The sequence below is a fragment of the Bradyrhizobium sp. LM2.9 genome, from assembly GCF_054056555.1.
The window spans coordinates 7,381,009-7,405,155 of sequence record NZ_JBSRYJ010000002.1 but is presented as its reverse complement, the minus strand read 5'-3'; the positions used below and the strand labels follow the sequence as shown (position 1 = coordinate 7,405,155).

Below are 24,147 nucleotides of genomic sequence, written 5' to 3'. Positions count from 1 at the left end.
AAGACTAACAGTCTGCTGAAAAACCTTGAAATGGAGAAATTTCATATTTCCGCCGGTCGTTTTTGGAGCGGCGCGGTAGAGTTGGATGTAATTTCGAGCTTGGTATTGAGTGTGCCCCGGCGCGGGGTGGCTATGCGGCGAGCAGTTTTGGAATTCGGATCAGGTTATAGGCGATCAGATTAAGCAGGAAGTCGGCGGCGACGCGAGCGATGCCCCGATGTTTGGTCTTGCGCATGGTGCCATGCTGCTTGCCCCATCCGAAAATGCACTCGACCATCGCCCGGCGCGATTGCGACATGCCGTATCCGGGATGCCGCGTGGTTCGTTCGTCGATCGCGCTGTTGCGGTTCTTGCCGGTTTTGGTGATGGCCTGGTTCTGTGTCACATGCGGCGTCACGCCGATGGCGCGAAGATTGGCGACATGATCGGCCGTATCGTACGCCTTGTCCTCACCAGCCGTGATGCGGCGACCTGCGGCTTTGCGTCTCGCCTTCAGCATGACCTCCGCAGCCCGGCGTTCGGCGGTGCCATTGGCATGCGTGACCCTGCCGGCCACCGCCAGCCCATGCCGGTTCTCCATGGTGGCGTGGCCCATATAGCAAAGCTTGGCCTCCCGTCCGGCCGCCTTGCGATAAAGCCTGCTGTCCGGGTCACTGGTGCTCGCATGGGTGTCGTTCTTGCGTTTCTGGCCATGGAAGTTGGCGCCGTCATCATCGTCGCCGCTGCCGTCCTTGGGGCGAAAACTCTTCTGCGAAGCCCAGGCTTCGATCAGCGTTCCGTCCACCGAAAAATGCTCGTCCGACAATAGCGGCTGGACCTGAGAATGGTTCAGAAGCCTGGTCATGAACTTCGTGAACACATCGCCGTTCTGCAGCCGCTCCCGGTTCTTGGTAAAGGTGGTCGGGTCCCAGACCGGATCGTCCGGCGACAGTCCCACGAACCAGCGATACAAAAGATTGTAGTCCAGTTGCTCCATCAGCTGGCGTTCCGAGCGGATGCCGTAGAACACCTGCAGCAGCAAGGCGCTCAGCAATTGCTCCGGAGGGATCGAAGGACGTCCCTCGCTGGCGTATAGCTTTCCAAGGCTGCGGTTCAAATCACTCAAAACATCCCGGACAAGTTCCCGGACCTTCCGCAGCGGATGGTTCGCTGGCACGCGCTTATCCGGCGCGATGTACGAAAACAGGCCGCCCTGATCCGTAAACCTGCCGCGCATGATCGTCTCCGCCGATTCGAGATGATAAAGTGAATCATCAAGTCCCCTCCCTGGCGAGGGGGTTTTTCAGCAGTCTGCTAGTGAAACTGACACTAGGAGCCTGTCCGAGTAATCGGATCTTTCTCGACGAAGCACAAGCGTCGTGATTCAAACAGTGGATAGCAAGACATTTCGTCCTTGGGACGTTGATCAGGTTTGGCTGCTTCCGCCGTCGGTCCAGGATTTGGTGCCTTCCGGGCACGTTGCGCACTTTGTCCGCGACACGGTTCGCACCGGCTTGGACCTGTCGGCGATCATGGATAGTTATGACGAGGAGCGCGGCTATCCGCCTTACCATCCGGGCATGATGGCGGCGCTTCTTCTTTATGCGTATAGCCAGGGGATCTACTCGTCGCGGCGGATCGCTCGGGGCTGCGAGGAGCGGCTGGATTTGCGGCGGTGACGGGAATGCAGCGTCCGGATTTCCGCACGATCAGCGAGTTCCGCAAACGCCATCTGGCAGCGCTATCGGGTCTGTTCCGGCAGGTCTTGAAGCTGTGCCGCGAGGCCGGCCTTGTGAAGCTTGGCCATGTGGCGCTCGACGGCACCAAGATCAAAGGCCAATGCCGGGATCAACAAGGCGATGAGCTATGGCCGGATGAAGGAGGCCGAGCCGAGGCTTGCAGCGGAAGTCCAACGCTGGTTGGCCGAAGCCGCCCAGACCGACAAGGCCGAGGACCGTCAGTTCGGAGCCTCGAAGCGCGGCGACGAGATGCCGGACTGGATGGCCAATAAAGAGAAACGGCTCGAGAAGATCCGTGCCGCCAAAGCGGCGCTGGAAGCTGAAGCCAAAGCCAAAGTCGCCTCGAAGCCGGACGACGACGGCTCCGGCGATGGCGGCAAGGCCAGGCCGGGACGCAAGTCCAAGCCTGTCACGGCAGAGCCGAGCGACAAGGCGCAACGCAACTTCACCGATCCCGACAGCCGCGTGATGCCCACCAAGAACGGCTTCATCCAGGGCTACAACGCACAGGCCGCCCGTCGATGGCGCCCATCAGATCATCGTAGCGCACACGCTGACCAACTCGCCGAGCGATCAGGCGCAGTTCGCACCCTTGCTCGATGTCATCAAAGCCAATCTCGGGATGAACCCGGATGAAGCATCTGCCGATGCGGGCTATTGCTCGCAAGCCAATCTTCGCACGCTCAGCCGACGCCGGATCGAGCGCTACGTCGCCACCGGGCGGCAAAAGCACAGCACCAAGGCGGCCACGGCAAAACGGAAGCTCAAATCCGGCACGCTCATCGCCAGAATGAGCACCAAGCTCAAGCGCGCAGGCTATCGAAGCCGGTATCGATTGCGAAAACAGATCGTCGAGCCCGTCTTCGGCCAAATCAAGCAGGCAAGAGGATTCCGCCAGTTCCTCCTGCGCGGCATCGACAAGGTCAAAGCCGAATGGGCCATGATCTGCACCGCCCACAACCTCACAAAACTCGCAGCAGCACGCTAAGGAGAAGCTTGTCTCCTGCAAAAAACGCTCAGAACTCGATTCGCTCGGTCCCAAGTCCATTACCGGGACAGCCTCCTAGCGGCAAGATATCCAGATGGGGCGACAGGCTTCTCCGAACTTACTTGTTCGAGGCAGCGAGCGTCCTTCTCTATCGGACCAAAAAAATGGTCTTCCCTCAAGGCCTGGGAAATGAAGCTGGCGAAGCGGGTCGGTACGAAAAAAGCAAAGGTCGCCACTGCGCGCAAGTTCGCTGTGATCCTCCACTGCATTTGGGTCGATGGCACGTTGTTCGACTGGGGCCCACGCGCCGGCCTGACCTTAATTTTGCTAGTTCCTGGCCCGGTCCGCCGGCCCGGCGATGTCCCGCTGGGACGTTGGTAGTGGTGACCTTCTCAATCGGCTGGTGGCGGCTCGTCCGCACGCCGTTGCAAACGATGAGGCACCCGATCCGGACATCATCATGAGGCGCTTGGGACCTCGGAAAGGATCATGACCGCAGCGACCGGCAGCTGATCGCATTGAGATTTAGGTGACGCTAAACGGCAAATACTACCGAGCTGGTTATCGATCTACCAGCCGCGCTCGCCCCGTCTCCGCAACCCCGACCCGCTCCGACGGGTCGAGCGCTACCGTCTTGGCGAATGGCTTCAAAAAGAGAATTGACATCAATCCGCAATTAAAGGGCCGATTGACACATTGACTGGCGGCTGGCGAGTGATGTCGAAGGGCATCGCGGGGTATCCGCTAGAAAACACCGCATCCAACGGGCCCCGCTCGGCAATCTTCGCAGCACGAACGTAATGTTCGATGTCGAAGAAGGCGCTTGGGTTGGTGCCCGGCCAACGCCACGCCGCGGCATGACCGCCCGCGCCGTGAAGGTTGAGGCCAAGATGAAGCGTGCGGATAACGGAAGACATAGACACTCCCAAATGCGGCAACCTCGAAGCTACTGGCAACGCCTTCAACGACAAATTGATGTTGATCATGCTGTCAGCTACCGCGAACCGGACCAAATCCGAGGCTGGCTTTGTCAGGGCAGTTGTGGCCGAGGGCATCCTCTGGCGTCGGTGGCGGCCTCATCGGAGAGCGCGGCAGCACATTCGACGGAGCGTCGGATTGAGATCGAGTTGGCTGGCGGGCGGCGTGTTATTGTCGATGCGGGCGTCGACATTGAGGCGCTTCGCCGGATCATCGAGGCTCTGGATCCGCGATGATTCCGGTCCCTACGGGAGTTCGGGTGTGGCTGGCGACGGGCCACACCGACATGCGCAAAGGCTTCGCCTCTTTGTCGTTGCAGATGCAAGAGGTGCTACGCCGTGATCCGCTGAGCGGTCATTTGTTCTGCTTCCGCGGACGCAGAAGCTATCTTTTGAAGGTGATCTGGCATGACGGCCAGGGCGCCTGTCTGTTTACGAAGAAAACTTGAGAGAGGTCGTTTTATATGGCCGTCGCTGGCGGACGGCGTTGTGTCGATCTCGCAGGCGCAGATGAGCTATCTTTTGTCCGGCATCGATTGGCGAAATCCTCAAAGAGTCCTGGCGTCCGACGAGCGTGGGCTAAGGTTTTGTCGTTGAATTTGGCGACGAATGTGATTCCATCTGGTTATGGAATCTGCCGCCGACGGACTGCCATCCGATCTCGCCGCCGCACATGCAATGATCCTGGCCGAGCGCGCCGCAAGCTTGCGGCGGAAGCCAAGCTTGCTGAAGCGCTGTTCGAGATCGAGCGCGAGATCTACGGGTTGAGCGCCGAGGAGCGGCTGCCGGTCCGCCAGGAGAGAAGCTCGTCGTGACCGATTTTGAGGCTCGGCTGCGGGCGGAATGTGCCCGGCTCTCGCGTTCGTCCCGTGATCAAGCCGATCAATTATCTGGTGGGACGGCTTCGCCCGCTTTGTCCACGACGGAAGGATTTGCCTGACCAACAATGCGGCGGAGCGAGCGCTGCGCGGTTTTGCGCCGGGAAGAAAGGCATGGTTGTTCGCCGGCTCCGACCGCGGGGCCGAGCGAGCCGCCGTGATGGCGGCGCTCATCATGACGGCGCGTCTCAACAACATCGACCCGAAAGTGTGGCTCGCCGACGTCTTCGCGCGCATCGCGGACATGCCACAGAGCTGTCTACGCGAGTTGCTGCCGTGGAATTGGACATCTCCCCGTCGACGTCAGAGCTGGTCCCGGTTGTCTGAACAAAATCTCCGCGTCGATAAGTGGAGCGTCTGCCGGGGTTAGGCCGCCATGCGGATTGGCGGCTGGTTGAAGTAGGCTTGATCCGGTGTGCTGCCGTCAAGGCTCGAGTGTGGACGTCGGCCGTTGTAGAAGTCGAGATAGCGGCCAATCGAAGCTCGCGCCTCGCCGACCGTTTCGTAAGCTCGCAGATAGACCTCTTCATATTTGACGCTGCGCCACAGCCGTTCGACGAACACATTGTCCCGCCAAGCCCCTTTGCCGTCCATGCTGATGGCGATGGCTTGGTTGGTGAGCAGGCCCGTGAAGGCCGCGCCAGTGAACTGCGAGCCCTGATCCGTGTTGAAGATTTCGGGCTTGCCGTGACGCGCCAAAGCATCCTCCAGGGTCTCGACGCAGAAGGCCGCCTCCATCGTGATCGACAACCGCCACGAGAGAACCCGGCGGGTTGCCCAATCCAGCACGACAGCGAGATACACGAAGCCGCGCGCCATCGGGATATACGTGATGTCCATCGCCCAGACCTGGTTCGGCCGTGTGATCTCCATGCCGCGCAGCAGATACGGATAGATCTTGTGACCGGGCTCTGACTTGGTCGTGCGCGGACGGCGATAGAGCGCCTCTATCCCCATTCGCCGCATCAGCGTTTTGACATGCCGACGGCCGACCTTGCACCCCTCGGCAGCCAGCAGGCCGCGCAACATACGCGAACCGGCGAAGGGATACTCCAGATGCAACCGATCGAGCCGTTGCATAATCGCGAGGTCGGCGGAGGGCACCGGACGCGGCAGGTAATAGACGCTGCCACGGCTGATGTTCAGAGCTTCCGCTTGCCTAGTGATCGACAGATCGTGCTCACGGTCGATCATCGCTTTGCGCTCAGCAACCCCGCCTTGGTGAGCGCTCCTTCTAAAAAATCGTTCTCCAGCGTCAGCTCTCCGATCTTGGCGTGCAACGACTTCACGTCGATGGCCGGCCCGGCAGATGCCGCGGGACCTGCCCCGAAAACGTCAGAGGCACCGCCCTCCAGTTGGGCCTTCCACGCCGTGATCTGATTGGGGTGGACATCAAAGTGCTCGGCCAACTGCGCCAGCGTTCGATCGCCCTTGATGGCGGCCAGCGCTACTTTCGCCTTGAAGGCCGGGGAATGGGTTCGGCGGGATCGTCTGCTCATCGTCGCTCCTGTCTGCGGCAACTATCGCCGCATTCAGGCAGAAACTCCACTTATCGCGATGTTCAGATTTCTGAGACCAGCTGTGTCCTCCGCTCAGGCGGCGTAGCCATGCACGTCAACAAAGTTCATTCCATCTTCACCACCGGTCGCGTCGCAAAGGACCTCGGCGAGGACGAGGACTGGCTCTGGGATGTGGCCAACGGAATGGACCCGGAGGACGGCGTCATCTGGATTCACGGCATAGGTGACGACGGCGTCATGGCGTTCACCGACTTTGGCATCGAAAACCTGATGGAGCTCATTAGGATGCACAAGGAAGACGCCGAACTCCTCAGGCGGTTAAATAGGTGATCCACTGTCCGCGGCTTAGCTCGGATGGATGCTTAGGGGCGGCCTGTGCACTCGAAGAGAGTCGCTGCAATTTCCGAGTGCGCAACCGCCTACTGGTTTATGAGGATTGCGGATGCGGCTGAGAAGAGAGATTGGTGCGGCTACGAGCCGCTCGATCCCGCGGATCTCGCTGTCAATCCCGATGGAAGCGACGGGACCAATACCGGTCATCACCTCGCGTTCCGGCAGGTGACCGCGGCGCACGACGCCCTGGTGGCCGTCCGCAGTCTTCAAATCGGCATGCTTGCGAGACAGTCCGCGACCTCGGCCTCGACGGCCTGGCCCCAACAAATACGCGCCCCATTTGCCGAAGATTTCGGTGAGTTGATCGTCGACGTTTCCTGGTTGAATCAGCTTGATCCTATCTTTGGACACGGCATATCGCTCCTTCGATGAAGAAGTGGGGGCGTTAATCACCTCCACGACATGGCGCCTTACAGATTTTCGCCGTCATCAACTTTCAGCGATAGCTCTGGCATGCATACGCCGAACCCACTGGCAAGTCGGGCAAAACTCAAAGAGGAAAACCTCTGTGACAAGGTACTAGCTCAGGTTTATAGCAGCGATGGACCTCGCTCTTTAGCTCCTCACCAGTTATCCAAACAAGCCAATTGTCCTCGGCAATACCCTCTTTCACCAGCCGCAATATCGAACCGCCGGGTTCATGGTGACGGTAGTGTGGAAGCCCATTGTCCACCCGCCAGCGTGCCACAAGCGCACATAAGAAGTCGGGAGCCCACATTGCAAACGACAGGCTATGCGTTATTCGAGCTATCATCTTCGGAATCGCCCTGTCCTCTGAGGTCTCTGCGCACCCAGAGATCGCCGTTGTAGGCTACTTTGCCGGTCATCTTCTTTGCGCTAGGTGCTATGCAAGCACAATGATCCTGAGGATGTGCGTGTGCGATCGGATCAATGTAAAATGCCCGTAGTGACCGAAGGTGCTCTTCAAAGTTGCTGTTCGAAAGGTCATACAGGCGAGTAGCATTTGTAAGCACAACGTCCTTTTTTTTGTCGAGGCCAACGACCCAATATCCGTCGCCTGAATTAATTGTGGATCGGTCTGGCCGAAAGTTTGGGAATGTTTTCCCTTTTGTTGGAGCGGCCTGAGTAATTGAGACATATTCCTGAAAGTCGAAGCCCATCAATAGGCTGATGTTGTTGTGGGCAGCGACGGCGTCGTATATTTGAATGGAGCGTGAGACGTGAAAAGGAACAACCGCGCACGTGACTGCCGCTCTCTTCTCTACCGTCATGAGCCCTCCCATAGCCTATATGCCAGCAAATTATGGTATCGACGGAAAAACGTATGCCATACTACCTTTTCTGGTGGCCGACTTGCAGGCAAATCACAGATGGTCGGAGGACCTGGTCACCAATTCCTCCCTTGTGGTGAGGTGGGCGGCAAACTGCGGACGTAAGCTATGTCGGCGATGATGGTCTGAGCCCCATTTTTTATCCAGCAATGGGGAGAGTCCCGGGCGGTCGCTTCTGCATCGAGGATCTGGTTTTAATCGACCTTAGCTCCTCCCAGCCGAGGATTCGGCAGCGAAAACTCCGGTCGGTCTCGGAGTTGAAGTCTCAGTTCTTCACACGCGACGAGCTCGCGGATGGAATCCGGTTGTGTCGCCGGTGGTGGCGTAGCTCGGTAGAGCAAAGCGGTCCGGACGCGCGCCCTCAATAGCGCCGTAGCGGGCGGGCGCGGTGACCCGCCGCCAGATACACCACGCCAAGGGACACGATCCGTGCTGCTTTCTCGATCGTCATGCACTCGCCGTCCTGCACTTGCTGTTTCGGCTCGAAGCAGGGGATCTCCCAGTGTGTCCGCAGGCTCGACACACGATTTGCCGTAAACGACAGTCCTGTGGCCGTTGTACGGCCTTGGCGATTGAGGATGCCGGCGATCTTGGTGTCGCTATAATGTGCAGCCAGTCGCCGCAGCAGATCGATCGTATCGTCGGCGGTGCGGATCGGCGATGGGTGCGAGTGCGGCAATGGGACATTAACTTCACTGAAGAGACCGCCGCGCCAACGCAGCGTCAGGTGAGCGTTGTATTTATCGCGCTCGACTCTCAAGGTGACATCGTCGAGCAGCGTGCGGAGCAACTCCTTGCGATCGCGATCTCTCGTCGTGGGCGCGAACCAGATACGCTTGAGGTCTTTACCGAGTGCAAGGATCGCGTCGCGTTCTTCGTGCGTAAGCGAGCGCGGTCGGGCATGTTCGCGGTCCGAGAGTTCGGATTCGGCAGTCTTCAGTTCCAGCAGAGCGCTTTCCCATTCTGCTTCGATCGTCCACGCGCGACGAGTCTATTCTCCGGGTCCACGGCGCGATAGCGTCGCTCGGCGCGCTGCGCGTTGTAGCGCGCACGCTCGACGTCGCGACGGAACTGCGCGAGAATCGTCTCGTGACCGGCGTCGAATTGCTCGATCGCCTGGAGCGAGGCTTCCAGGCCTGCGGGCGCGAGAGCCGCGAGGAACGCTTCGGCGACAGCCGCATCAATCTGCACACCGCCGATGTTGAGGCAGTACTCGCCCCGGCCGTTGACGATGTTCTTGCCGGCGCAGTGATATCCGGGCGCCGAGAACCGGCCGCTGTAGTGTACGGCCAGGCGCCGACCGCAGTGTCCGCATACGGCGAGGACTTGCAGGAGTGCTGCGCCTTCTCTCACGGCACCCCCGCTCTGGTGCGGTCGAGGACGGATGTTCTGCGCCAGGCGCTTCTGGTTCGCCTCGAAGGTATTCCAATCGATGTATCCGGCATGATGGTCACGAATGAACACCGGCCACTGCTCGCGGTCGCGTTGTCTGATGCGCTTTCGGATTCGACCGCCCGCATCGAGATAGCATGTCTGCTGGGTGCGGCCATACACATAAACGCCGGCATAGAACGGGTTGGTGAGGACCTGGTGGATCTTTGTGTAAGTGGGGGCGACCCAGCGGAGATCGACAAGGCTGTTGGAGTGCAGCGGAAAGCGCAGGCCTTGCGAGCGGAACCACAGCCACACGCGTCGTGCCGAGCCGAATTCGGCAAAGCGGTCGAAGACAGCATGGATCGCGGCTTGCACCGACTCGTCAGGATGCAACAGCACCTCCCCGTCGGCGTCGCCTCGTACCAGACCCACCGGCAGCCCGCGGTGCAGTTCTCCGCGTGCGGCCTTGTTGCGGATGCCACCGAGCAGCCGCGCACGCAGCACATGCAGCTCTGCCTCTGACATCGTACCTTTGAGCCCGAGCACCAGGCGGTCATTGAACAAGCCTGGATGATAAATCCCATCTCCATCACCGATGAGCGTGTGGGTCAGGCCACATAGATCGAGCAGACGGTACCAATCAGCATTATTGCGCGCTAGTCGCGAGACTTCCAAACCGAGCACGATGCCCACCTGGCCGAGGCCGACCTCCGCGGTCATACGCGCGAAGCCGGTGCGCTCGGAAAGGCCGGAACCGGAAATACCGAGGTCCTCATCGATGACCTTCACCTGATCGCGTCGCCAACCAAGCCGCGCGGCGCGTTCGGCTAACTCGTACTGACGGGCAGTGGACTCCCGATTATGCTCGACCTGCGTCGTACTGGACTGACGTACGTAGACGATTGCGCATCGGCGTAGGTGCTCAGCGGTGATCTTGCTCAGTTCGTTCATCGTTGTGATCTCCGGCAGTGGCGATTGCTCGGGCGATTAGTCGGGCGAGTCGCAGCACGAGATGTGCGCGCTGCTCTTTATCGAGGGCCCCCCATACGGGTACGGCCCCGCGCTGAGGTGGTGGGTCGAGAAAGCTTAGCTGCTGCATGGCTGTCCTCCGATTCCGCTGGCAGGACAGTATGCGCGGCATCCAATTGCCGCAGCAAAGCGTCGACGATCGTCCGGGCGTGCAGCAGCTCGGCGTGGGAAACCAGGAATGCCGCTCGAGCGCATTGCGGGCTTGCACGCGGTAAATGTTGTGCGATAGGCAGATCTGTCCACGCGGCCGGTACAAGGGCACGGGTACCATCGGGCAGTACAAGCGTCAGATGAAGTTCGCCGCGTCGATGACACCAGCCAAGCACATTAAGCGCAGATCCCTCAAAGGGATGGCGCGACCGAACGATAGTTACCTGATCGGGATAGTCGTCGAGATGATGCGCGCGGTGGTGGGTAGTCTGTCGAGTAGTCTTTTGACTCGGTCGACCACGAGTGGCTGTTGCGGATGGTGGCGCACAGGATCGCCGATCCTCGCATCTTGCGGCTCATAGAGCTGTGGCTGAGGGCCGGCGTTCTGGAGAGCGGCGAGAAGCAAAAAGCGGACAGGGGTACCCCGCAAGGGGCGGGCACCAGCCCGCTCCTCGCCAACGTATTCCTGCACTACGTCCTCGATCTCGGGGCCTACCAATGGCGCCGTCGCCACGCACGCGGCCGCATAGTGACCGTGCGCTATGCGGATTACTTCGTCATGGGCTTCGAGAGGAAGGTGGATGTGCAAGAAATGCTTTTGGCCCTCAGGGCGCGGCTGGCCAGCTTCGGTCTGACGCTTCATGAGGACAAGACGCGGCTGATCGAGTTTGGCCGGTTTGCGGCCCTCTCGCGTCAGCGGCGCGGCGAGCGGCGGCCCAAGACAAGGCCGAATGGCCGAGCTACTCGACCACGATCTGGAAACACTCATCAATCCACCTCTCGATCATCATTCGGGCAGATCGTCCAACCAGCAAGCGGTCTCGATGTATGGCCTGGAAAAGATCTTTCCAACTCTGTCCGGGAACTTGTTCTGATGATATCGCATATAAACGCGCCCATCATCTCCAAGATCGAGGATCATCGATTTTTCCTGAATAGTGCGACATGATGTATCTAAACGTCTTTTCGATGCCCGCGAGACGTTGAGTGACGCCGCGCGCAATCTCTAATCCGCGTCGAAGCGGAACCTGAAAATGGGATGCGGCCTTCACCGGCCTTGCTTGAAAGAGATAGTAAGGACGGACACCCATTTGGTGACACTTGGCAAATGTCGCTGCCAAGACCTCAGGATTATCATTAACTTTCGCGAGAAGCACAGATTGATTGAGGAACTGCACTCCCTGTGCACGCAAACAACGGATATTCCGCTCAGCACCGACCGAGATCTCACCGACGTGATCGAAATGTGTGACAAGCACCGCAGTTTTACCAGCATCACGGATTCGTTGGAAGAAAGCAGGTAGAGCTGGATCCTCGAAGCGCTTTGGTTCAAAGGCGAAGAGCTTCGTGCCGATCCGAATGGAATCCAAATGTCGGATCGGGAGCAGATTTGTAAGAATTTCGTCGAGCTTTGCCGTGCTAAGAACGAACGGATCTCCTCCTGATAGGAGCACATTCGTCATCTCAGGATGGCGGCTAATATATTGCCGAACTTTCGCGAGGTCTGGTACAACTTCGTCGGAGTCTCTGCCAACAAGCCGTTTGCGGAAGCAGAACCGACAATAAGAAGCGCAACGGCTAGTTACCAGCAACAGCCCGGTCTGGGCGTACTTGTGTTGAAGTCCGGGCACGACGGTGTTGTCATGCTCGCCGCTCGTATCCAAAACGCCGGGACTATCCAACTCCTGGACTGAGGGCTCCACAATGTACTTTAGCTGGTCGTAGTAACCACTGTTTGCGATCTGTTCAGCATAAAAATTGCTGACATGATAGCGCGTGATGTTCCGGGCTTGCAGCTCCGCCTCCGTAATTGGGCGAGCGCCATCTATGAATTTCATGCCTGTTGTGCGGAGCGGCGGCTTCATACTTGCGGATGATGACTGGGGTGAGCGATCGCCACAGGTGACCGGTAGGCCCGCTGCATCGTGCATGTCATGTGAAGAAGGCTTCATTTGAACTCCTTTGGTCGGAGAGCGCGAGATCGTCGGCGCAAACACCTAATTTGTCCCTTCTCAGCAATCTGCGTGCCAAGAAGAGTGGTGGCTCGTCCATGCAATGCACCTTTACGCCCCGCCATTAGTGGAGAGTTGTCCTTCAGTTTGTTCGGCTCAGAGCATGCATGTCTTCAATCGGACACAACAATCCAATGAGCCGCGAATGTTTATCCTCTCGATGATCAATGGGTCCTGGGATCAGGTGGATGTCAGCCTCCGAACCTTGCCGCAGGTCATTGAGAACGACCGAGAGCCTTGTCCCGCTACAACTCATCCGAGACGCGCATGCGAAGGGCCTTGCTCGATCGAGCTACACCGACGCCGAGAACCCCGGCGCGCGATAATTGCGTTGCTCCGATCGAGATTCATTTTTGACGGAAGATCCTTTTGAACCCGCTCTGACGAATGGCGGCCTGTCAGACGACTGAGAAAGCCTAGCGCGGCAATCGGGATGGAAGTGCGCACTGCCTCGCCTTAATCGTTGCGGGATGCTGAGCCGTTGCCTCACGTAAATTGCTCCCTTGGACTGGGAATGAGCGGGGCAAAGACGGGATGGCTGAGCATGGCGATGCGGAAGGAACTGACGGCGACGCTAGCCGCGCTATCGGACGTCGGATCGCGCGAAGAAGGCGAGGATATAGATGAGTTCGCCGACATCACCGGATTCCATCGCAAGCACGCGATGGCTTCTTCGAGGTCAGGAAGGCGGACGGCCAGGTCGGCGGACGCGACGACGGGTGTATAACGGGGCAGAACACAACGTTCTCGCGCTCCTTTGGGAGGCGTCAGACCGGATTTGCGGGAAGCGGCTGAAGGCGCTGATGCCTGCGCTGATTGCGGCAATGGAACGGCACGGCCACCTCGTTCTCACTCCCGAGATCCGCGACAAGCTTCTGGCGATGAGCGCTGCAACGATCGGCACCCACGCCAATGTGCGGTCCGAGAGGGGTTGGGTCGCAAGCGCCGACGGCACGCGACGCACTCGTTGAGTCGCAGTATTCCAAATACGGACCTCGGCAGGTTGGACCGATCCGGCACCGGGATTGGTCGAGGCGGACCTCGTAGCGCACAGCGGACCGTCGGGGCGCGGCAGCCTCATCCAAACCCTCTTACTCACTGAGATCGCGACCGGCTGGACGGAGTGCGCCCTCTGATCGTGCGGAACAGACGCTGTTGAGCACGGTCTTGACGGAATTGCGCAAACAATTGCCGTTTGCGTTGCTTGGCTTCAATACGGACAACGATACCGTGTTCATGGATGAGACGCTGAAACCCTACTGCGATACGGCCAGCATCGTCTTCGCGCGCTGCCGCCCTACCGGAAGAACGACCAGGCGTTCGTCGAGCAGACGAACGGTGCTATCGTGCGCAGGATGGTCGGCTATCGTCGGTTCGAGGGTTTGGAAGCGGCCAAGCTGCTGGCTGAACTCTATCGATAGGCGCGCTGCTCGTGAACTTCTTCCAGCCCTCGTTCAAGTTGGCAGCCAAGCAGCGCGACGGCGCGCGTGTGCGCAAGACATACAGCGCGCGCCAGCGACGCCACACCAGCGCTTGGCCGGCGACGCCCGCACGACCGACGCTGTTCGTGTCCATCTCCAAGAACTCTATGCCGCTCTCGACCCGGTCGCGTTGTTGCGCGATATCCTTGCCGCACAGGAACGCCTCACGGCGCTCGCGGATACCCAGCGAGTCGCCCATGCTGCTATGGCATCTCAACAGATCGATATCTTCCTGGAAAGCCTTCGTACCGCCCGGAAGGAAGAAGGTCTGCGACCGACGGATCGGCCCATCGCGAAAGCGAAGAGAGGGCGGCGTCGTCCCGATCCCCTCATCGTGATAACGCCAGATCTGCGAAAATGGTTTGAAGCTGAGCCGTGGCGGACCGATAGCGTACTACTCTCCCGACTACAGGTGGAATATCCTGGGGCCTGTCCGAAAACGCTACTTCGAACGCTTCAGCATCGCCTCAAATCCTGGCGCAGCGAGCAAGCAAATGCACTGCTGTTCGCTCCTACGGACAAGACGCCATCGACTTATGAGGTCACAACACCACAGTGATGGGATGAGGAACCAGCGGAGGAGGCGGGGCACTCCGAAACCCTGGCCATCTCCGCAACCGGCCTCCTCATCTAACTCCGGAGCAAAATAAATGAGGCAACCGATCGCAATCGAGAGCATCGCTACATGCGGCAATACGGCTTCCCATCCAGATTGATGGTGTGGAACGGCCCCGTTACCGACAGCATCAAAGTGCTAAAACGTGGGTCGTTGCTGGCAATGCCACAAGGTAGGGAGCCGTTCCGTGAATCAGGTTAGCACCATCGGCCTGGATTTGGCCAAGAACGTTTTTCAAATACACTGCGCCGATGCCGAGGGCGCGCCGATCTTCTTCGAAAACTGCGTCGGCCGACGTGCTGCGCTTCTTCGCAAAGATTCCGCCGTGTCTGGTCGGCTTGGAGGCGTGCGGCAGTGCCCATTATTGGGCGCGCGAGATTGCGGCGCTCGGTGACGACGTGCGCTTGATTCCGCCGGTTTACGTAAAGCCGTTCGTGAAACGGGGCAAGACGGATGCTGCCGACGCCGAGGCGATCAGCGAAGTGTGACCCGCAAGACCATGCGTTTCGTTCCGATCAAATCGGCCGATCAGCAGGCCTCGGCCATGGTGCGCGCGCGCTCTTTTACTCCGCCAGCAAACTCAGGCGATCAACACGCTTCGCGGGCATTTGTCGGAGCCGGGCATTATAGCCGCCACCGGCACGGCGAAAGTAGCAGAGTTGATCGAGATCGTGCGGGACGAAGAGGACGTTTCCCTGCCAAAAGCCGCCCGTTTGGCTTTGGCTGAAATCGCCGATCAGATCCATGCGTTGACGCGCCAGATCGATAAGCTCGAACGAGGTATCGTCGGCAAGGTGAAGCGTGACGAGGACATGCGGCGCCTGATCACAATTCCGGGCGTTGGAGCGATCACGGCGGCTTCCGTCAAAGCGCTGGTCCCGGATCCCGAAGGATTCAAATCCGGCCGTCACTTCGCCGCCTGGCTGGGACTGACGCCAAAGCCCCATTCTAGCGGCGGCAAGCATCGGCTCGGCGGCATATCGAAAATGGGCAATCCGACGCTCCGCCCGCTGCTTGTTTGTGGCGCGACGTCGGTCTTGCGACGCGTGAAGGGCAACGAGAAAGCGCCGCGGTGGCTAATCTCGCTTTTGGCGCGACGGCCTTTCAAGGTAGTCACGGTCGCGCTCGCCAACAAGATCGCGAGGATCGTCTGGGCGCTCCTCACCAAGGGCGGGAGCTATCGAAATACTGGCGTGGCAAGCGGCGCAGCACGTGCCTGAGCCGAACGACGACCAGAACAGACTGCCCGGCACGTAGCCGGACAGAGGCGAGTTGCATCGTTAGACGATGACCCCACGGGACGAAATCCCGAGGCGAGAGAGGCCGGCGCGACAATGCGCTTAAAGCGCGTCAGATTGATCAGCCCCTCGCATCGCGAATTTCATCGAGGCCAGCGGTCCACGACCGCGCTGAACGGCCGGACATATGACCGCACCGTTCCCGGAGGACGAATGTCTAAAAAAACACTTGCCCGCGGGGCCGTTCCACATATGTCGCGCTATAATAGGATCGTCGATTCGGAGTGGCGCGACCAGGCGTTAGATCACTTCCGCAACTCGCTAAGCGAGGGACACGTGGCCCGATGCCTCGCTTTAGATGATTGACCGAGGGCGCGACACACGGAACGACGGCAGGCAGCCAGGCAACCACTGGCTGTGAATCGATCCCAGGATAGGTAAGAGCTGGTCTCGCTTGTCTGAACAGACTTTCCGCGTCGATAAGTGGAGCCTCTGCCGAGATTAGGCCGCCACGCGGAGCGGCGGAAGGTTGAAGTAGGCTTGATCCGGGGTCATGTCGTCAAGACTCGAATAGGGCCTTCGTGCGTTGTAGAAGTCGAGATACCGGCCGATCGAATGTCGCGCCTCGCCGACGGTTTCGTAGGCTCGCAGATAGACCTCCTCGTATTTAACGCTGCGCCATAGCCGCTCGACGAAGACGTTGTCCCGCCAGGCGCCCTTGCCGTCCATGCTGATCGCGATGCCGTGGCTGGCGAGGACGCCGGTGAAGGCCGCCCCGGTGAACTGGCTGCCCTGGTCGGTGTTGTCGCGACAATGCCTTCGGCATTGCGCTGAGATCTCGGGCTTGCCGTGACGGACCATCGCGTCCTCCAGCGTCTCGACGCAGAACGCCGCCTCCATGGTGATCGACAGCCGCCACGACAGAACCCGGCGGGTCGCCCAGTCGAGCACCACGGCGAGATCGACAAAGCCACGTGCCATCGGGATGTAGGTGATATCCATCGCCCACACCTGATTGGCCCGCTCGATCGCCAGACCGCGCAGCAGATACGGATAGATCTGGTGGCCCGGTTCGGGCTTGGTGGTGCGCGGACGGCGATAGAGTGCCTCTATCCCCATCCGCCGCATCAGCGTCTTCACATGCCGGCGACCGATCTTGCTCCCCTCGGCAGCCAGCAGGCCTCGCAACATGCGCGAACCGGCGAAGGGGAACTCCAGGTGCAGCTGATCCAGATGCCGCATGATCGCGAGGTCGGCGGACGACACCGGGCGCGGCAGATAATAAACGCTGCCGCGGCTGATCTCCAAAACTTCCGCCTGCCTGGTGATCGACAGATCGTGTCCACGGTCGATCATCGCTTTGCGCTCAGCAATCCCGCCTTGGTGAGCGCTCCTTCTAAAAAACTATGCGCGGCGCTGCGCTCCCCCTGTGGGATAGAAACGGCCGGATCTTGGCATGCAGCGACTTCACATCGACTGCGGGCGCGGCCGGCGGCCCGCCCCCTGGTCCGAAAATCCCGGAAGCATTGCCCTCAAGCTGCGATTTCCACGCCGTAATCTGATTGGGGTGAACGTCAAAATGCTCGGCCAGTTGGGCTATCGTCCGATCGCCTTTGACGGCGGCCAGAGCCACCTTCGCCTTGATGGCCGGTGAGTGATTCCGGCGTGCTCGTCTGCTCATCGTCTCTCCTGATTCGCGGGCCTATCGTGCCCGTCGTCAGGCAGAAACTCCACTTAACGTCCTGTGCAGATTTCCAGAGCCGGCTCTGTACAGTCGACGAATGGGTGCCGATGATCGGCTCCCCACGATGATGCTCAAGGCGATGCTACGCGTCGAGGAAGCAAGCCGTCTGGCGCAGGGAGGCACCAGGTCTAGCCGCGGGCATTCTCATCGAGAAGCTCGGCCCCACAATGAAGAAGGTGTCTCACGAGCAGTTTGTGCGCCAACGCGAACTGCATGTCGGATCTTGAACAGGACTCGGCACAAGCCGAGACGACAGCTTAGATGGCACCGGGCGATAAGACCGCGGGTGCTATCGTTCGAGCGTAGCAAACCGGCCAGCTTGACATCTACCAGACTTACAAGTCGACGTCGCGGCAGATTATTTAGCTGAAGCAAGGACGCAACCTGGACTGGCGGGACTTTTGGCTTAGGAAATTTGAGACCGCAATGACCCGCTGCCCAGTCCCAAATGAATATTCCGGCTTGAGCGCTGAGCAACGTCAATGCATTACCGAAATGCCCACCATGGCTCGATAGCCGCTCGCAAGGCGTGACCTTTAACAGCGGACTCTCACTCTTGGTAGGTGCGCCGATCTTTGCGCCTAGCTAAATGTGCCGCTGCGAAATCCATTAGGTAGGTCCCAAACGCAGAAGAAGTATGCGTTCACCTGAAGCGAGGCATTCATAACATCAAAATTGTCACTTCCGGGGGCCTCATTCCACGGGTGGGGATTACTTGTGGTCCGCTACTGCGCAAATAATGGACTGATGCAGATCACATTTGGAGCTGTGGCAATGTCGTTATTTGTAAATGAACAAGTGCGATTGGTGCAGCACTGAACAACATAGAGGAGACCATTTCCATCGGCTTTTTTGCTGCCCTCTCGTTAAGTCATTGGCGATGTACTCGCACGGTAACACCACAGGAGCAACATGATGGTTATTCCAATGCCTCGGACGGACAACACACAGGCCCGCTCCTACTCGCTCGCGAAGCCATACGGGGTGGCTACTTGCCACCCTCATTTCGGCGAGCTGCTGCAGGGAGCCTTCACTGTCAAAGATAGGGGGCAGCGCCGCACAGTGCGTGCGCTCGTTTCAGTTCACATGCCACACGTCGATGGATCGGAAGCCCGTGCGACGTTAGAGCCGAGCCGCATTGGGATGTTCGAACCCCAGGTCGGCCGCACCGGTGTCGAAGTGAGACCTGGTCATTTCCACAAATGTGAGATCGCCGCTCGGGTCACCCTCGATGCTCTAGCAATGAGGAACATGGGGGCTACACTAGAAGTTAGCACGTCGGTGCCGGAAGGCGTCGGCATGGGCTCGTCTACGAGCTGCGTAGTCGCCTCGATCCGTGCGGTCGCCAAAGCCGTCGAAGCTTACCGGGGGGTCCGAGTGACTCCGGCGCCTCATCTACAAGCGAAGCTTGCCGTGTCTGCCGAGCATGCGTGTGACTCGTTGATGTTTGACTGCACCAGCAGCACCATTCTGTTCGCCCATCGAATGGGCAAGATTGTCCGAGTGTTCAACGGTGCTCTCCCACAAATGTTGATTCTGGGGTTTGACACAGGCTCGGCCGAGGGCGGCATCGGAACCGACGGACTCCGGCGAGCGCGCTACTCGCGTGATCAGATCGCGGCGTTCGAGTGCGCCTTGGCAGTCCTAGAGCGTGCAATTGCAGAGCAGAGCGTCGCACTCGTCGGCCGCGTTGCGACTTTCTCCGCCATACAGAGCGAGACCGCCATTCAGAATCCGCTTAAGAAGCCGAAGTTCAACGAACTCCAGCGCATCAAGGAAGACACTGGATCGGCCGGTATTGTCGTAGCCCATAGTGGTACCGTCGCTGGCCTGATCTTCGACCCGGAGCTCCCCGGCCTTCACAACCGACTGGACGAGGCTAGAGCCTCAATTAGCCGCCTAGGCTTCAGTCAGCTGTGTAGTTTCTCGACCCCATATTGAGGATCAACACTTGGTGGACATGCTATCGGACATCATCAGTGCTCATGCGCCCCTGAAGATCGTTTCATTGCGACCAAACTTGGCCGCGATCGATTTCAGGCTAATGAAAGTATTCCCCGCCTTCAACATCATCGAAGCCGGTCTTCGCAACGGTGAAATCGGCCGCAACACGACGATTGTTGAAACGTCCAGCGGAACGATGGCTCTCGCCCTCGCCATCGTTTGCATGCAATTCTCGCTCAAATTGCACATCTTTGGCGACCGCGCTATCGAGCCACCGCTTAAACGCACAATGGAGGAGCTGGGGGCCGACGTTCACCTTGTCGAGGCGACAGCCTCCAACGCCAACGTACAGTTGCTCCGGAAGAATGCGCTCCTTGAGTTTGTGGACCGAACTGGAGCTATTTGGTCACGACAATATGACAATCTTGGCAATCGCCTTTCGTATGCGCGTCCCGCTGCGGAGGCGATCAGGCAATTCGGCGAGATCGACGCTTTGGTTGCAGCGGTAGGGTCTGGAGGCTCATCCTGCGGGCTTGCGCACTATTGCCGCGCATTCTTTCCGGAAATGAAACTCGTTGGGATCGATACCTTCGGCAGCATCTTATTCGGCCAACCGGTCAATCAACGCGATTTGCGTGGTCTCGGCAACAGCATTCTACCTGGCAACTTGTTTCACCAGGCGTTCGATGAAATTCATTGGCTTGGTGCGAACGAAGCATACCAAGCGGCGCACCGACTTCATCGCGAGACTTCGTTAAAGCGCGGGCCTACTAGCGGGGCGGCTTATCTCGTCGCCAAATGGTACGCGGATCTCTCTCCAAAAAGCAAAGTGCTTGCCGTCTTTCCCGATGACAGCAACCGCTACGAGCACAACATCTACGATCCGAGATGGATGCAGGCGAACGGCTATCACGCCGAGCTCGCCGCGACCGAGCCTGTCCTTGTCCCTCACCCGCTTCATGCTGATAACGGCTGGTGCCGTTTCAACTGGAGTCGCCGCTCGTTAGCCGAGGTGATGGAGTATCGGCATTCCGCGAACTGAAGCATAAACGAATGGCACACTCAGCGGCGATCTTCATTGAATCTAATACTACAGGCTCAGGCGCCGAATTTATTCTGCGTGCACAAGAACTGGGGCTCGTTCCGGTGTTTGTTACCGCTTCACCGGAGCGGTATGCCTTTCTGCCTGGCATCGCGGAGCTCGACCTACGTATATGCGAAACGACTTCAGAAGCTGCTGTTTCGGCCGCAATCGATAGCGTCGCCGCGGCCATGCCGATCGAGCTGCTAACGACCTCTAGCGATTTCTACCTTTACACGGCTGCGCTGCAAGCCAAACGTCTCGGGCTCACGGGTCCGGATCCCGACGCAATCGCGCTTTGCCGTAATAAGGGCCGTCAGGCGGCCGCCCTGCGGGCGGCGGGCATCGGCGTGCCTAATTGCGCCCAAGTCAGCGCCGACGGCGATATCCACAACGCGATTACACAGGTCGGGTTACCTGCAGTCACCAAGCCGATCAGCGGTACTGGCAGCATGGGGGTCACCCTCGTGGAAACCGAGACAGATGCAGTTACAGCTTTGCGCAAGCTCCTTGTCACCACGAATGACGTGCGTGGCCGTCCTATGCAGGCTGGTGCCCTTCTTATGTCGTATATTGCAGGCGAGGAGTATTCCGTCGAGATTCTCGATAGCCACATCATCGGTGTGACGCGCAAACATCTTGGGGCCCTTCCGCATTTCGTCGAGATCGGACACGATGTACCAGCACCAGTCTCGCCTTGGTTGCGCGCGCAAATCGCAAATGAAGCGCTTCGCGCCATAAAGGCCCTGGGCCATGTGCAAGGACCAGCTCATGTCGAGCTGCGGCTTCACCAGGGTTGTGTTACGATTATCGAGGTAAATCCGCGCCTCGCTGGCGGTTCGATCCCCAGCCTTTTTCGGCACGCCACGGGTTTTGACCCGGTCCTAGCGGTCCTTCGTAGCCTGCTCGGAATGCCCCCGCAACGTCTAATCGGAGGCTCTCACGGCTCGATTCGATTCATCGTGCCGGAGCGCGATGGAGTCTTTGCCGTTCCACAGAACCATGAGCGTGCTGTCGATCGTTTCGGACTGGCGGAGTTCGTTCTATATCGGACACCGCCAATACAATTTAGGCGCTGTAACGATTTCCGTGACCGGATTGGTCATGTCATCGCAGTTGCTGACGACCCGAGAGCTGCGGCTCAGCGTGCCGCAGCTGCCGTCGCTTTCATCTGTCGTGCATAAGGAGATCATCTTGGGAAGCACAGGCCGCATTAAATCAGCTCTCGATCCTGAAGCGAGCGCTATCGTCTTCGATATCGATCTTCAACGCGCAGCAAACGACGAGCTACCCTTCTACGCTGACATTGATCGAGCCCAGGCCATCATGCTTGAGCGCGTTGGCTTGATCGACCGGGATCTCGCCAGAAGAGTACTGACAGAGCTTGACAAGTTGCAGGCCGGAGCCTTCCAGAGCGTCGCAGCTTGCCGTGCCCCGCGCGGTTCCTATCTCGCTTATGAGGATCATCTCTGCTCGGCCATCGGCAAGGAAGCTAGTAATCTGCATCTCGGCCGCAGCCGCAACGATATCAATGCGACCCTCGTAAAGCTGAAGCTGAGAGCGCCTTATCAGGAATTGGCACGTGAATTAATCAAGCTTCTGCAAGTGCTGTGCAGTCTGGCTCGCGACCACCTTGAGACAATCTTCCCACTACACACGCATCGTCAGCCCGCACTGCCATCCACATTCGCGCACCATTTGGCTGCGTTCGCCAGCGCCCTCGCGCGCGATCTGGATGCGGTTTTGGCAGTGCATCCGCTCCTCAACCTTTCTTGCCTCGGGGCTGGCGTCGGGGGTGGTGCACGACCTTGCCCATCCTGCCGGACTTGACGGCGAGGCTGCTCGGCTTTGCGATGCCACCAATTAACTCAATTGACAGCGTGGCATCTCGGGATTTGATCCTTCGCCTGTTGGCAGGTTGTGCGATTCTCGGATCAACTCTCAGCCGCATCGCCGAAACGTTGCTGTTGTGGGTCGGCGACGCGGGATTGGCTAGTCTACCGGACGAACTGGTCGGCTCTAGCTCCGCGATGCCGCATAAGCGCAATCCCTTCCTTCTCGAGCAGGTGCAGGGAAAGGCAGGCGCGATCATTGGCTGTTTCGTCGCCACGGTCACGGGGATGCATAGTACCCCCTTCACGAACTGTGTGGCAGTCGGAACGGAAGCTACTCGGCATGTCTGGTCCGGGATTGACTATTCCATTGGGGCGGCACGCCTCATCCGATTGTGCTTCTCAGGGTTGAATGTCGCCGAAGACTCGGCCTCGACTATGGTCGAAACGTCGTTCGTGAATGCCATGGAAACAGCGACTCGCCTTGCCCTCAGCAGCGATCTCGATTTTCGTTCCGCCCATAACGAAGTCGGGCAGTTGGTTACGACAGCGCTCGAATGCGGCGCACCGAGTCTCCTGGCGAGCATGCAAGGTGGTCGGATGCTCAATTCCGAGATATCGCCGGCGCCAGGCGTCATCGCGCGGAAGGCTCGAGCTGGAGGTGGGCCCGCTCCGGATGCCGTTGCGACTGCGCTGGACGAGCTTGAACAGAGCATCGAACGATCAGGCGCTCTTTTGCGTGATCTCGGCGCTGGTTGGAGCCGCGCTCGAGAAGAACTTCGATCTGCAATCGGGAGCTTCGACGCGTCCGCCCTGAAGGGGCCCATGGAGGGGGAATGAACCCAGTCATGAGAGACGAGGTGCCGGAGTTCACGGACAAGCTTTCGGGTGATCAGACCCGCAAGCGAAAGCGGAGAACCTCAGAGTCGTTGAGCTCAAAGCCACGTGCGGTGACGCCATCGCGGCCGGTGCTCAGAACTTGCGCGCTCGTGGCTCCGGCCCCGGGCGAGACGCTGTCGCGCTGGGAATACGGGCTGCTCGACAGCCGTCCCAAGTTCACTGGTGAGGCGCTTAATAACGTGGCTTGTGATTCGGGAGACTGCCTTATGACTAAATACGAGTCCCATCCTCTAGGGATTCTCAACCTCGAAAGAGGGCCGAAACCTCCACCTCCGAGGCTCGGCTCGCTCCTCCACCCGTCGACGTTTGCGTTTCCAGTCATCTCGGAAACAGTTGAGGGAGCTTGGGCAGACATTGCGATGCGCGGCGATCCAACGATCGGTCCAGCCACGATCGCAGCGGCCAAGCGCTTGGTCCAAAGAGGCGCTGTTGCGATAAGCTCAAACTGCGCCTCCTTTATCCGACACCAAGACGCTGTGGCCGCGACGGTGAATGTGCCAGTCGTCACATCGGCCTTGCTCTTGGTACCGGCATTGCTTGGCCAACTGCGGCCGACTTCCAAGATCGCTGTCCTTTCTGCTGATTCGAGAAATGCCAGCGAACGCGTGCATCGCGTTGTAGATCCCAGTCAACGATCGAGATTAGTGATTGGCGGCGTAGAAGGAGGTAAATTGCACCAGAACGAAATGAAGCGTCCGCCAGTATATACCGAAACTGCCGATATTGAGGCGGATGTCGCGGCCTGCATCTCCCGTCTCCTCACTGCCCACCCATCGATAGATGCGATTTTGTTCGAGTGCACGGCTTTCCCGCCCGTGTCGCGAGCGATCCGTCGCATGACGAACCTGCCAAGCTACGACATCGCGGGCCTCTGCCGGATGATGATGGAGTCCCTTTCTCATGATCTAACGCATGTTTCAACGAGAATAGCGCAAGGATCATGATTACCGGGAGGGGCCGTACCGGTGAATGCAGTGGGT

17 protein-coding genes and 7 pseudogenes are annotated in these 24,147 nt (G+C 59.0%); 14 read left to right on the top strand and 10 right to left on the bottom strand.

Features of this window, described 5'->3' with window-relative positions; all coding sequences use genetic code 11:
• Window positions 1-130: 130 nt before the first annotated feature.
• Window positions 131-1,216 (bottom strand): IS5 family transposase, encoded by a 1,086-nt coding sequence (locus tag ACVWW3_RS37610; RefSeq protein ID WP_456651353.1) that lies wholly within the window; start codon window positions 1,214-1,216, stop codon window positions 131-133.
• Between the two features lie 154 nt (window positions 1,217-1,370).
• Between ACVWW3_RS37610 and ACVWW3_RS37605 the strand changes: the two are divergent.
• Both ACVWW3_RS37605 and ACVWW3_RS37600 read left to right on the top strand, forming a co-directional pair.
• Window positions 1,371-2,706 (top strand): annotated as a pseudogene (locus ACVWW3_RS37605) (IS1182 family transposase).
• 77 nt (window positions 2,707-2,783) lie between these two features.
• A pseudogene (locus ACVWW3_RS37600) lies at window positions 2,784-3,006 on the top strand (IS110 family transposase); the annotation flags it as partial.
• A 365-nt stretch (window positions 3,007-3,371) separates the two neighbouring features.
• On the opposite strand, the gene ACVWW3_RS37595 reads toward ACVWW3_RS37600, so the two are convergent.
• Window positions 3,372-3,692, bottom strand: a complete 321-nt coding sequence (locus ACVWW3_RS37595; RefSeq protein WP_456651354.1) for a hypothetical protein — start codon at window positions 3,690-3,692, stop codon at window positions 3,372-3,374.
• 251 nt (window positions 3,693-3,943) lie between these two features.
• On the opposite strand from ACVWW3_RS37595, the gene tnpB (ACVWW3_RS37590) reads away from it, so the two are divergent.
• The 3 genes and pseudogenes from tnpB (ACVWW3_RS37590) to ACVWW3_RS37580 all read left to right on the top strand — a co-directional run.
• Window positions 3,944-4,132 carry an IS66 family insertion sequence element accessory protein TnpB gene (tnpB, locus tag ACVWW3_RS37590; protein WP_456651355.1) on the top strand — a complete coding sequence of 63 codons (189 nt, stop codon included), beginning with the start codon at window positions 3,944-3,946 and terminating at the stop codon, window positions 4,130-4,132.
• Window positions 4,092-4,280: an IS66 family insertion sequence element accessory protein TnpB gene (gene tnpB / locus ACVWW3_RS37585; protein WP_456672357.1), complete on the top strand. Its 189-nt coding sequence runs from the start codon at window positions 4,092-4,094 to the stop codon at window positions 4,278-4,280. The genes tnpB (ACVWW3_RS37590) and tnpB (ACVWW3_RS37585) overlap by 41 nt, the downstream gene beginning before the upstream one ends.
• 56 nt (window positions 4,281-4,336) lie before the next feature.
• Window positions 4,337-4,931 (top strand): annotated as a pseudogene (locus ACVWW3_RS37580) (IS66 family transposase); the annotation flags it as partial.
• Here the strand turns inward: ACVWW3_RS37580 and ACVWW3_RS37575 are convergent.
• Window positions 4,928-6,060 (bottom strand): IS3 family transposase gene (locus ACVWW3_RS37575; RefSeq protein WP_456647380.1). Its coding sequence is split into 2 segments (ribosomal slippage): window positions 4,928-5,805 and window positions 5,805-6,060, totalling 1,134 coding nucleotides; the frame shifts between segments, so codons are not numbered across the junction. The pseudogene ACVWW3_RS37580 and the gene ACVWW3_RS37575 overlap by 4 nt on opposite strands.
• A 108-nt stretch (window positions 6,061-6,168) precedes the next feature.
• Here ACVWW3_RS37575 and ACVWW3_RS37570 point away from each other — a divergent pair.
• On the top strand, window positions 6,169-6,411 hold the full coding sequence (locus tag ACVWW3_RS37570; RefSeq protein ID WP_456651357.1) for a hypothetical protein: 243 nt from the start codon (window positions 6,169-6,171) through the stop codon (window positions 6,409-6,411).
• 186 nt (window positions 6,412-6,597) lie between these two features.
• On the opposite strand, the pseudogene ACVWW3_RS37565 reads toward ACVWW3_RS37570, so the two are convergent.
• The 4 genes and pseudogenes from ACVWW3_RS37565 to ACVWW3_RS37550 form a co-directional block, all read right to left on the bottom strand.
• Window positions 6,598-6,825: pseudogene (locus ACVWW3_RS37565) on the bottom strand (IS256 family transposase); the annotation flags it as partial.
• Window positions 6,826-7,205: 380 nt separating this feature from the next.
• A complete protein-coding gene (locus ACVWW3_RS37560) occupies window positions 7,206-7,706 on the bottom strand; it encodes a hypothetical protein (RefSeq protein WP_456672356.1) in 501 nt (166 codons plus the stop codon).
• Between the two features lie 421 nt (window positions 7,707-8,127).
• Window positions 8,128-8,556: a hypothetical protein gene (locus ACVWW3_RS37555; RefSeq protein ID WP_456672355.1), complete on the bottom strand. Its 429-nt coding sequence runs from the start codon at window positions 8,554-8,556 to the stop codon at window positions 8,128-8,130.
• A 146-nt stretch (window positions 8,557-8,702) separates the two neighbouring features.
• Window positions 8,703-10,091: a recombinase family protein gene (locus ACVWW3_RS37550; protein ID WP_456672354.1), complete on the bottom strand. Its 1,389-nt coding sequence runs from the start codon at window positions 10,089-10,091 to the stop codon at window positions 8,703-8,705.
• Between the two features lie 523 nt (window positions 10,092-10,614).
• Here ACVWW3_RS37550 and ACVWW3_RS37545 point away from each other — a divergent pair.
• A pseudogene (locus ACVWW3_RS37545) lies at window positions 10,615-11,268 on the top strand (reverse transcriptase domain-containing protein); the annotation flags it as partial.
• Here ACVWW3_RS37545 and ACVWW3_RS37540 read toward each other — a convergent pair.
• The gene (locus tag ACVWW3_RS37540) at window positions 11,219-12,271 is read right to left on the bottom strand and encodes a KamA family radical SAM protein (protein ID WP_456672353.1); all 1,053 of its coding nucleotides are present in this window, start codon (window positions 12,269-12,271) and stop codon (window positions 11,219-11,221) included. The pseudogene ACVWW3_RS37545 and the gene ACVWW3_RS37540 overlap by 50 nt on opposite strands.
• Window positions 12,272-12,845: 574 nt before the next feature.
• Here ACVWW3_RS37540 and ACVWW3_RS37535 point away from each other — a divergent pair.
• Both ACVWW3_RS37535 and ACVWW3_RS37530 read left to right on the top strand, forming a co-directional pair.
• Window positions 12,846-14,371: pseudogene (locus tag ACVWW3_RS37535) on the top strand (ISNCY family transposase).
• A gap of 244 nt (window positions 14,372-14,615) precedes the next feature.
• Window positions 14,616-15,648, top strand: a pseudogene (locus ACVWW3_RS37530) (IS110 family RNA-guided transposase).
• 519 nt (window positions 15,649-16,167) lie between these two features.
• Here the strand turns inward: ACVWW3_RS37530 and ACVWW3_RS37525 are convergent.
• Window positions 16,168-17,347 (bottom strand): IS3 family transposase gene (locus ACVWW3_RS37525; protein WP_456651361.1). Its coding sequence is split into 2 segments (ribosomal slippage): window positions 16,168-17,071 and window positions 17,070-17,347, totalling 1,182 coding nucleotides; the frame shifts between segments, so codons are not numbered across the junction.
• 1,206 nt (window positions 17,348-18,553) lie between these two features.
• Between ACVWW3_RS37525 and ACVWW3_RS37520 the strand changes: the two genes are divergently transcribed.
• From ACVWW3_RS37520 to ACVWW3_RS37500, 5 genes are read left to right on the top strand one after another with little or no spacing between them, the layout of a single operon-like run.
• Window positions 18,554-19,351 (top strand): GHMP family kinase ATP-binding protein, encoded by a 798-nt coding sequence (locus ACVWW3_RS37520; protein WP_456651362.1) that lies wholly within the window; start codon window positions 18,554-18,556, stop codon window positions 19,349-19,351.
• Window positions 19,352-19,370: 19 nt separating this feature from the next.
• A complete protein-coding gene (locus ACVWW3_RS37515; protein WP_456652099.1) occupies window positions 19,371-20,396 on the top strand; it encodes a pyridoxal-phosphate dependent enzyme in 1,026 nt (341 codons plus the stop codon).
• Between the two features lie 11 nt (window positions 20,397-20,407).
• Window positions 20,408-21,619, top strand: coding sequence for an ATP-grasp domain-containing protein (locus ACVWW3_RS37510; protein WP_456651363.1), 1,212 nt, complete (start codon window positions 20,408-20,410; stop codon window positions 21,617-21,619).
• Complete coding sequence (locus tag ACVWW3_RS37505; protein WP_456672352.1) at window positions 21,540-22,265, top strand: lyase family protein; 726 nt, start codon at window positions 21,540-21,542, stop codon at window positions 22,263-22,265. Before ACVWW3_RS37510 ends, ACVWW3_RS37505 begins: the two co-directional genes overlap by 80 nt.
• A complete protein-coding gene (locus ACVWW3_RS37500) occupies window positions 22,244-23,107 on the top strand; it encodes a lyase family protein (RefSeq protein ID WP_456672351.1) in 864 nt (287 codons plus the stop codon). Before ACVWW3_RS37505 ends, ACVWW3_RS37500 begins: the two co-directional genes overlap by 22 nt.
• Before the next feature lie 701 nt (window positions 23,108-23,808).
• Here ACVWW3_RS37500 and ACVWW3_RS37495 read toward each other — a convergent pair.
• Window positions 23,809-24,069, bottom strand: coding sequence for a hypothetical protein (locus tag ACVWW3_RS37495; protein WP_456651365.1), 261 nt, complete (start codon window positions 24,067-24,069; stop codon window positions 23,809-23,811).
• Between the last annotated feature and the right edge of the window lie 78 nt (window positions 24,070-24,147).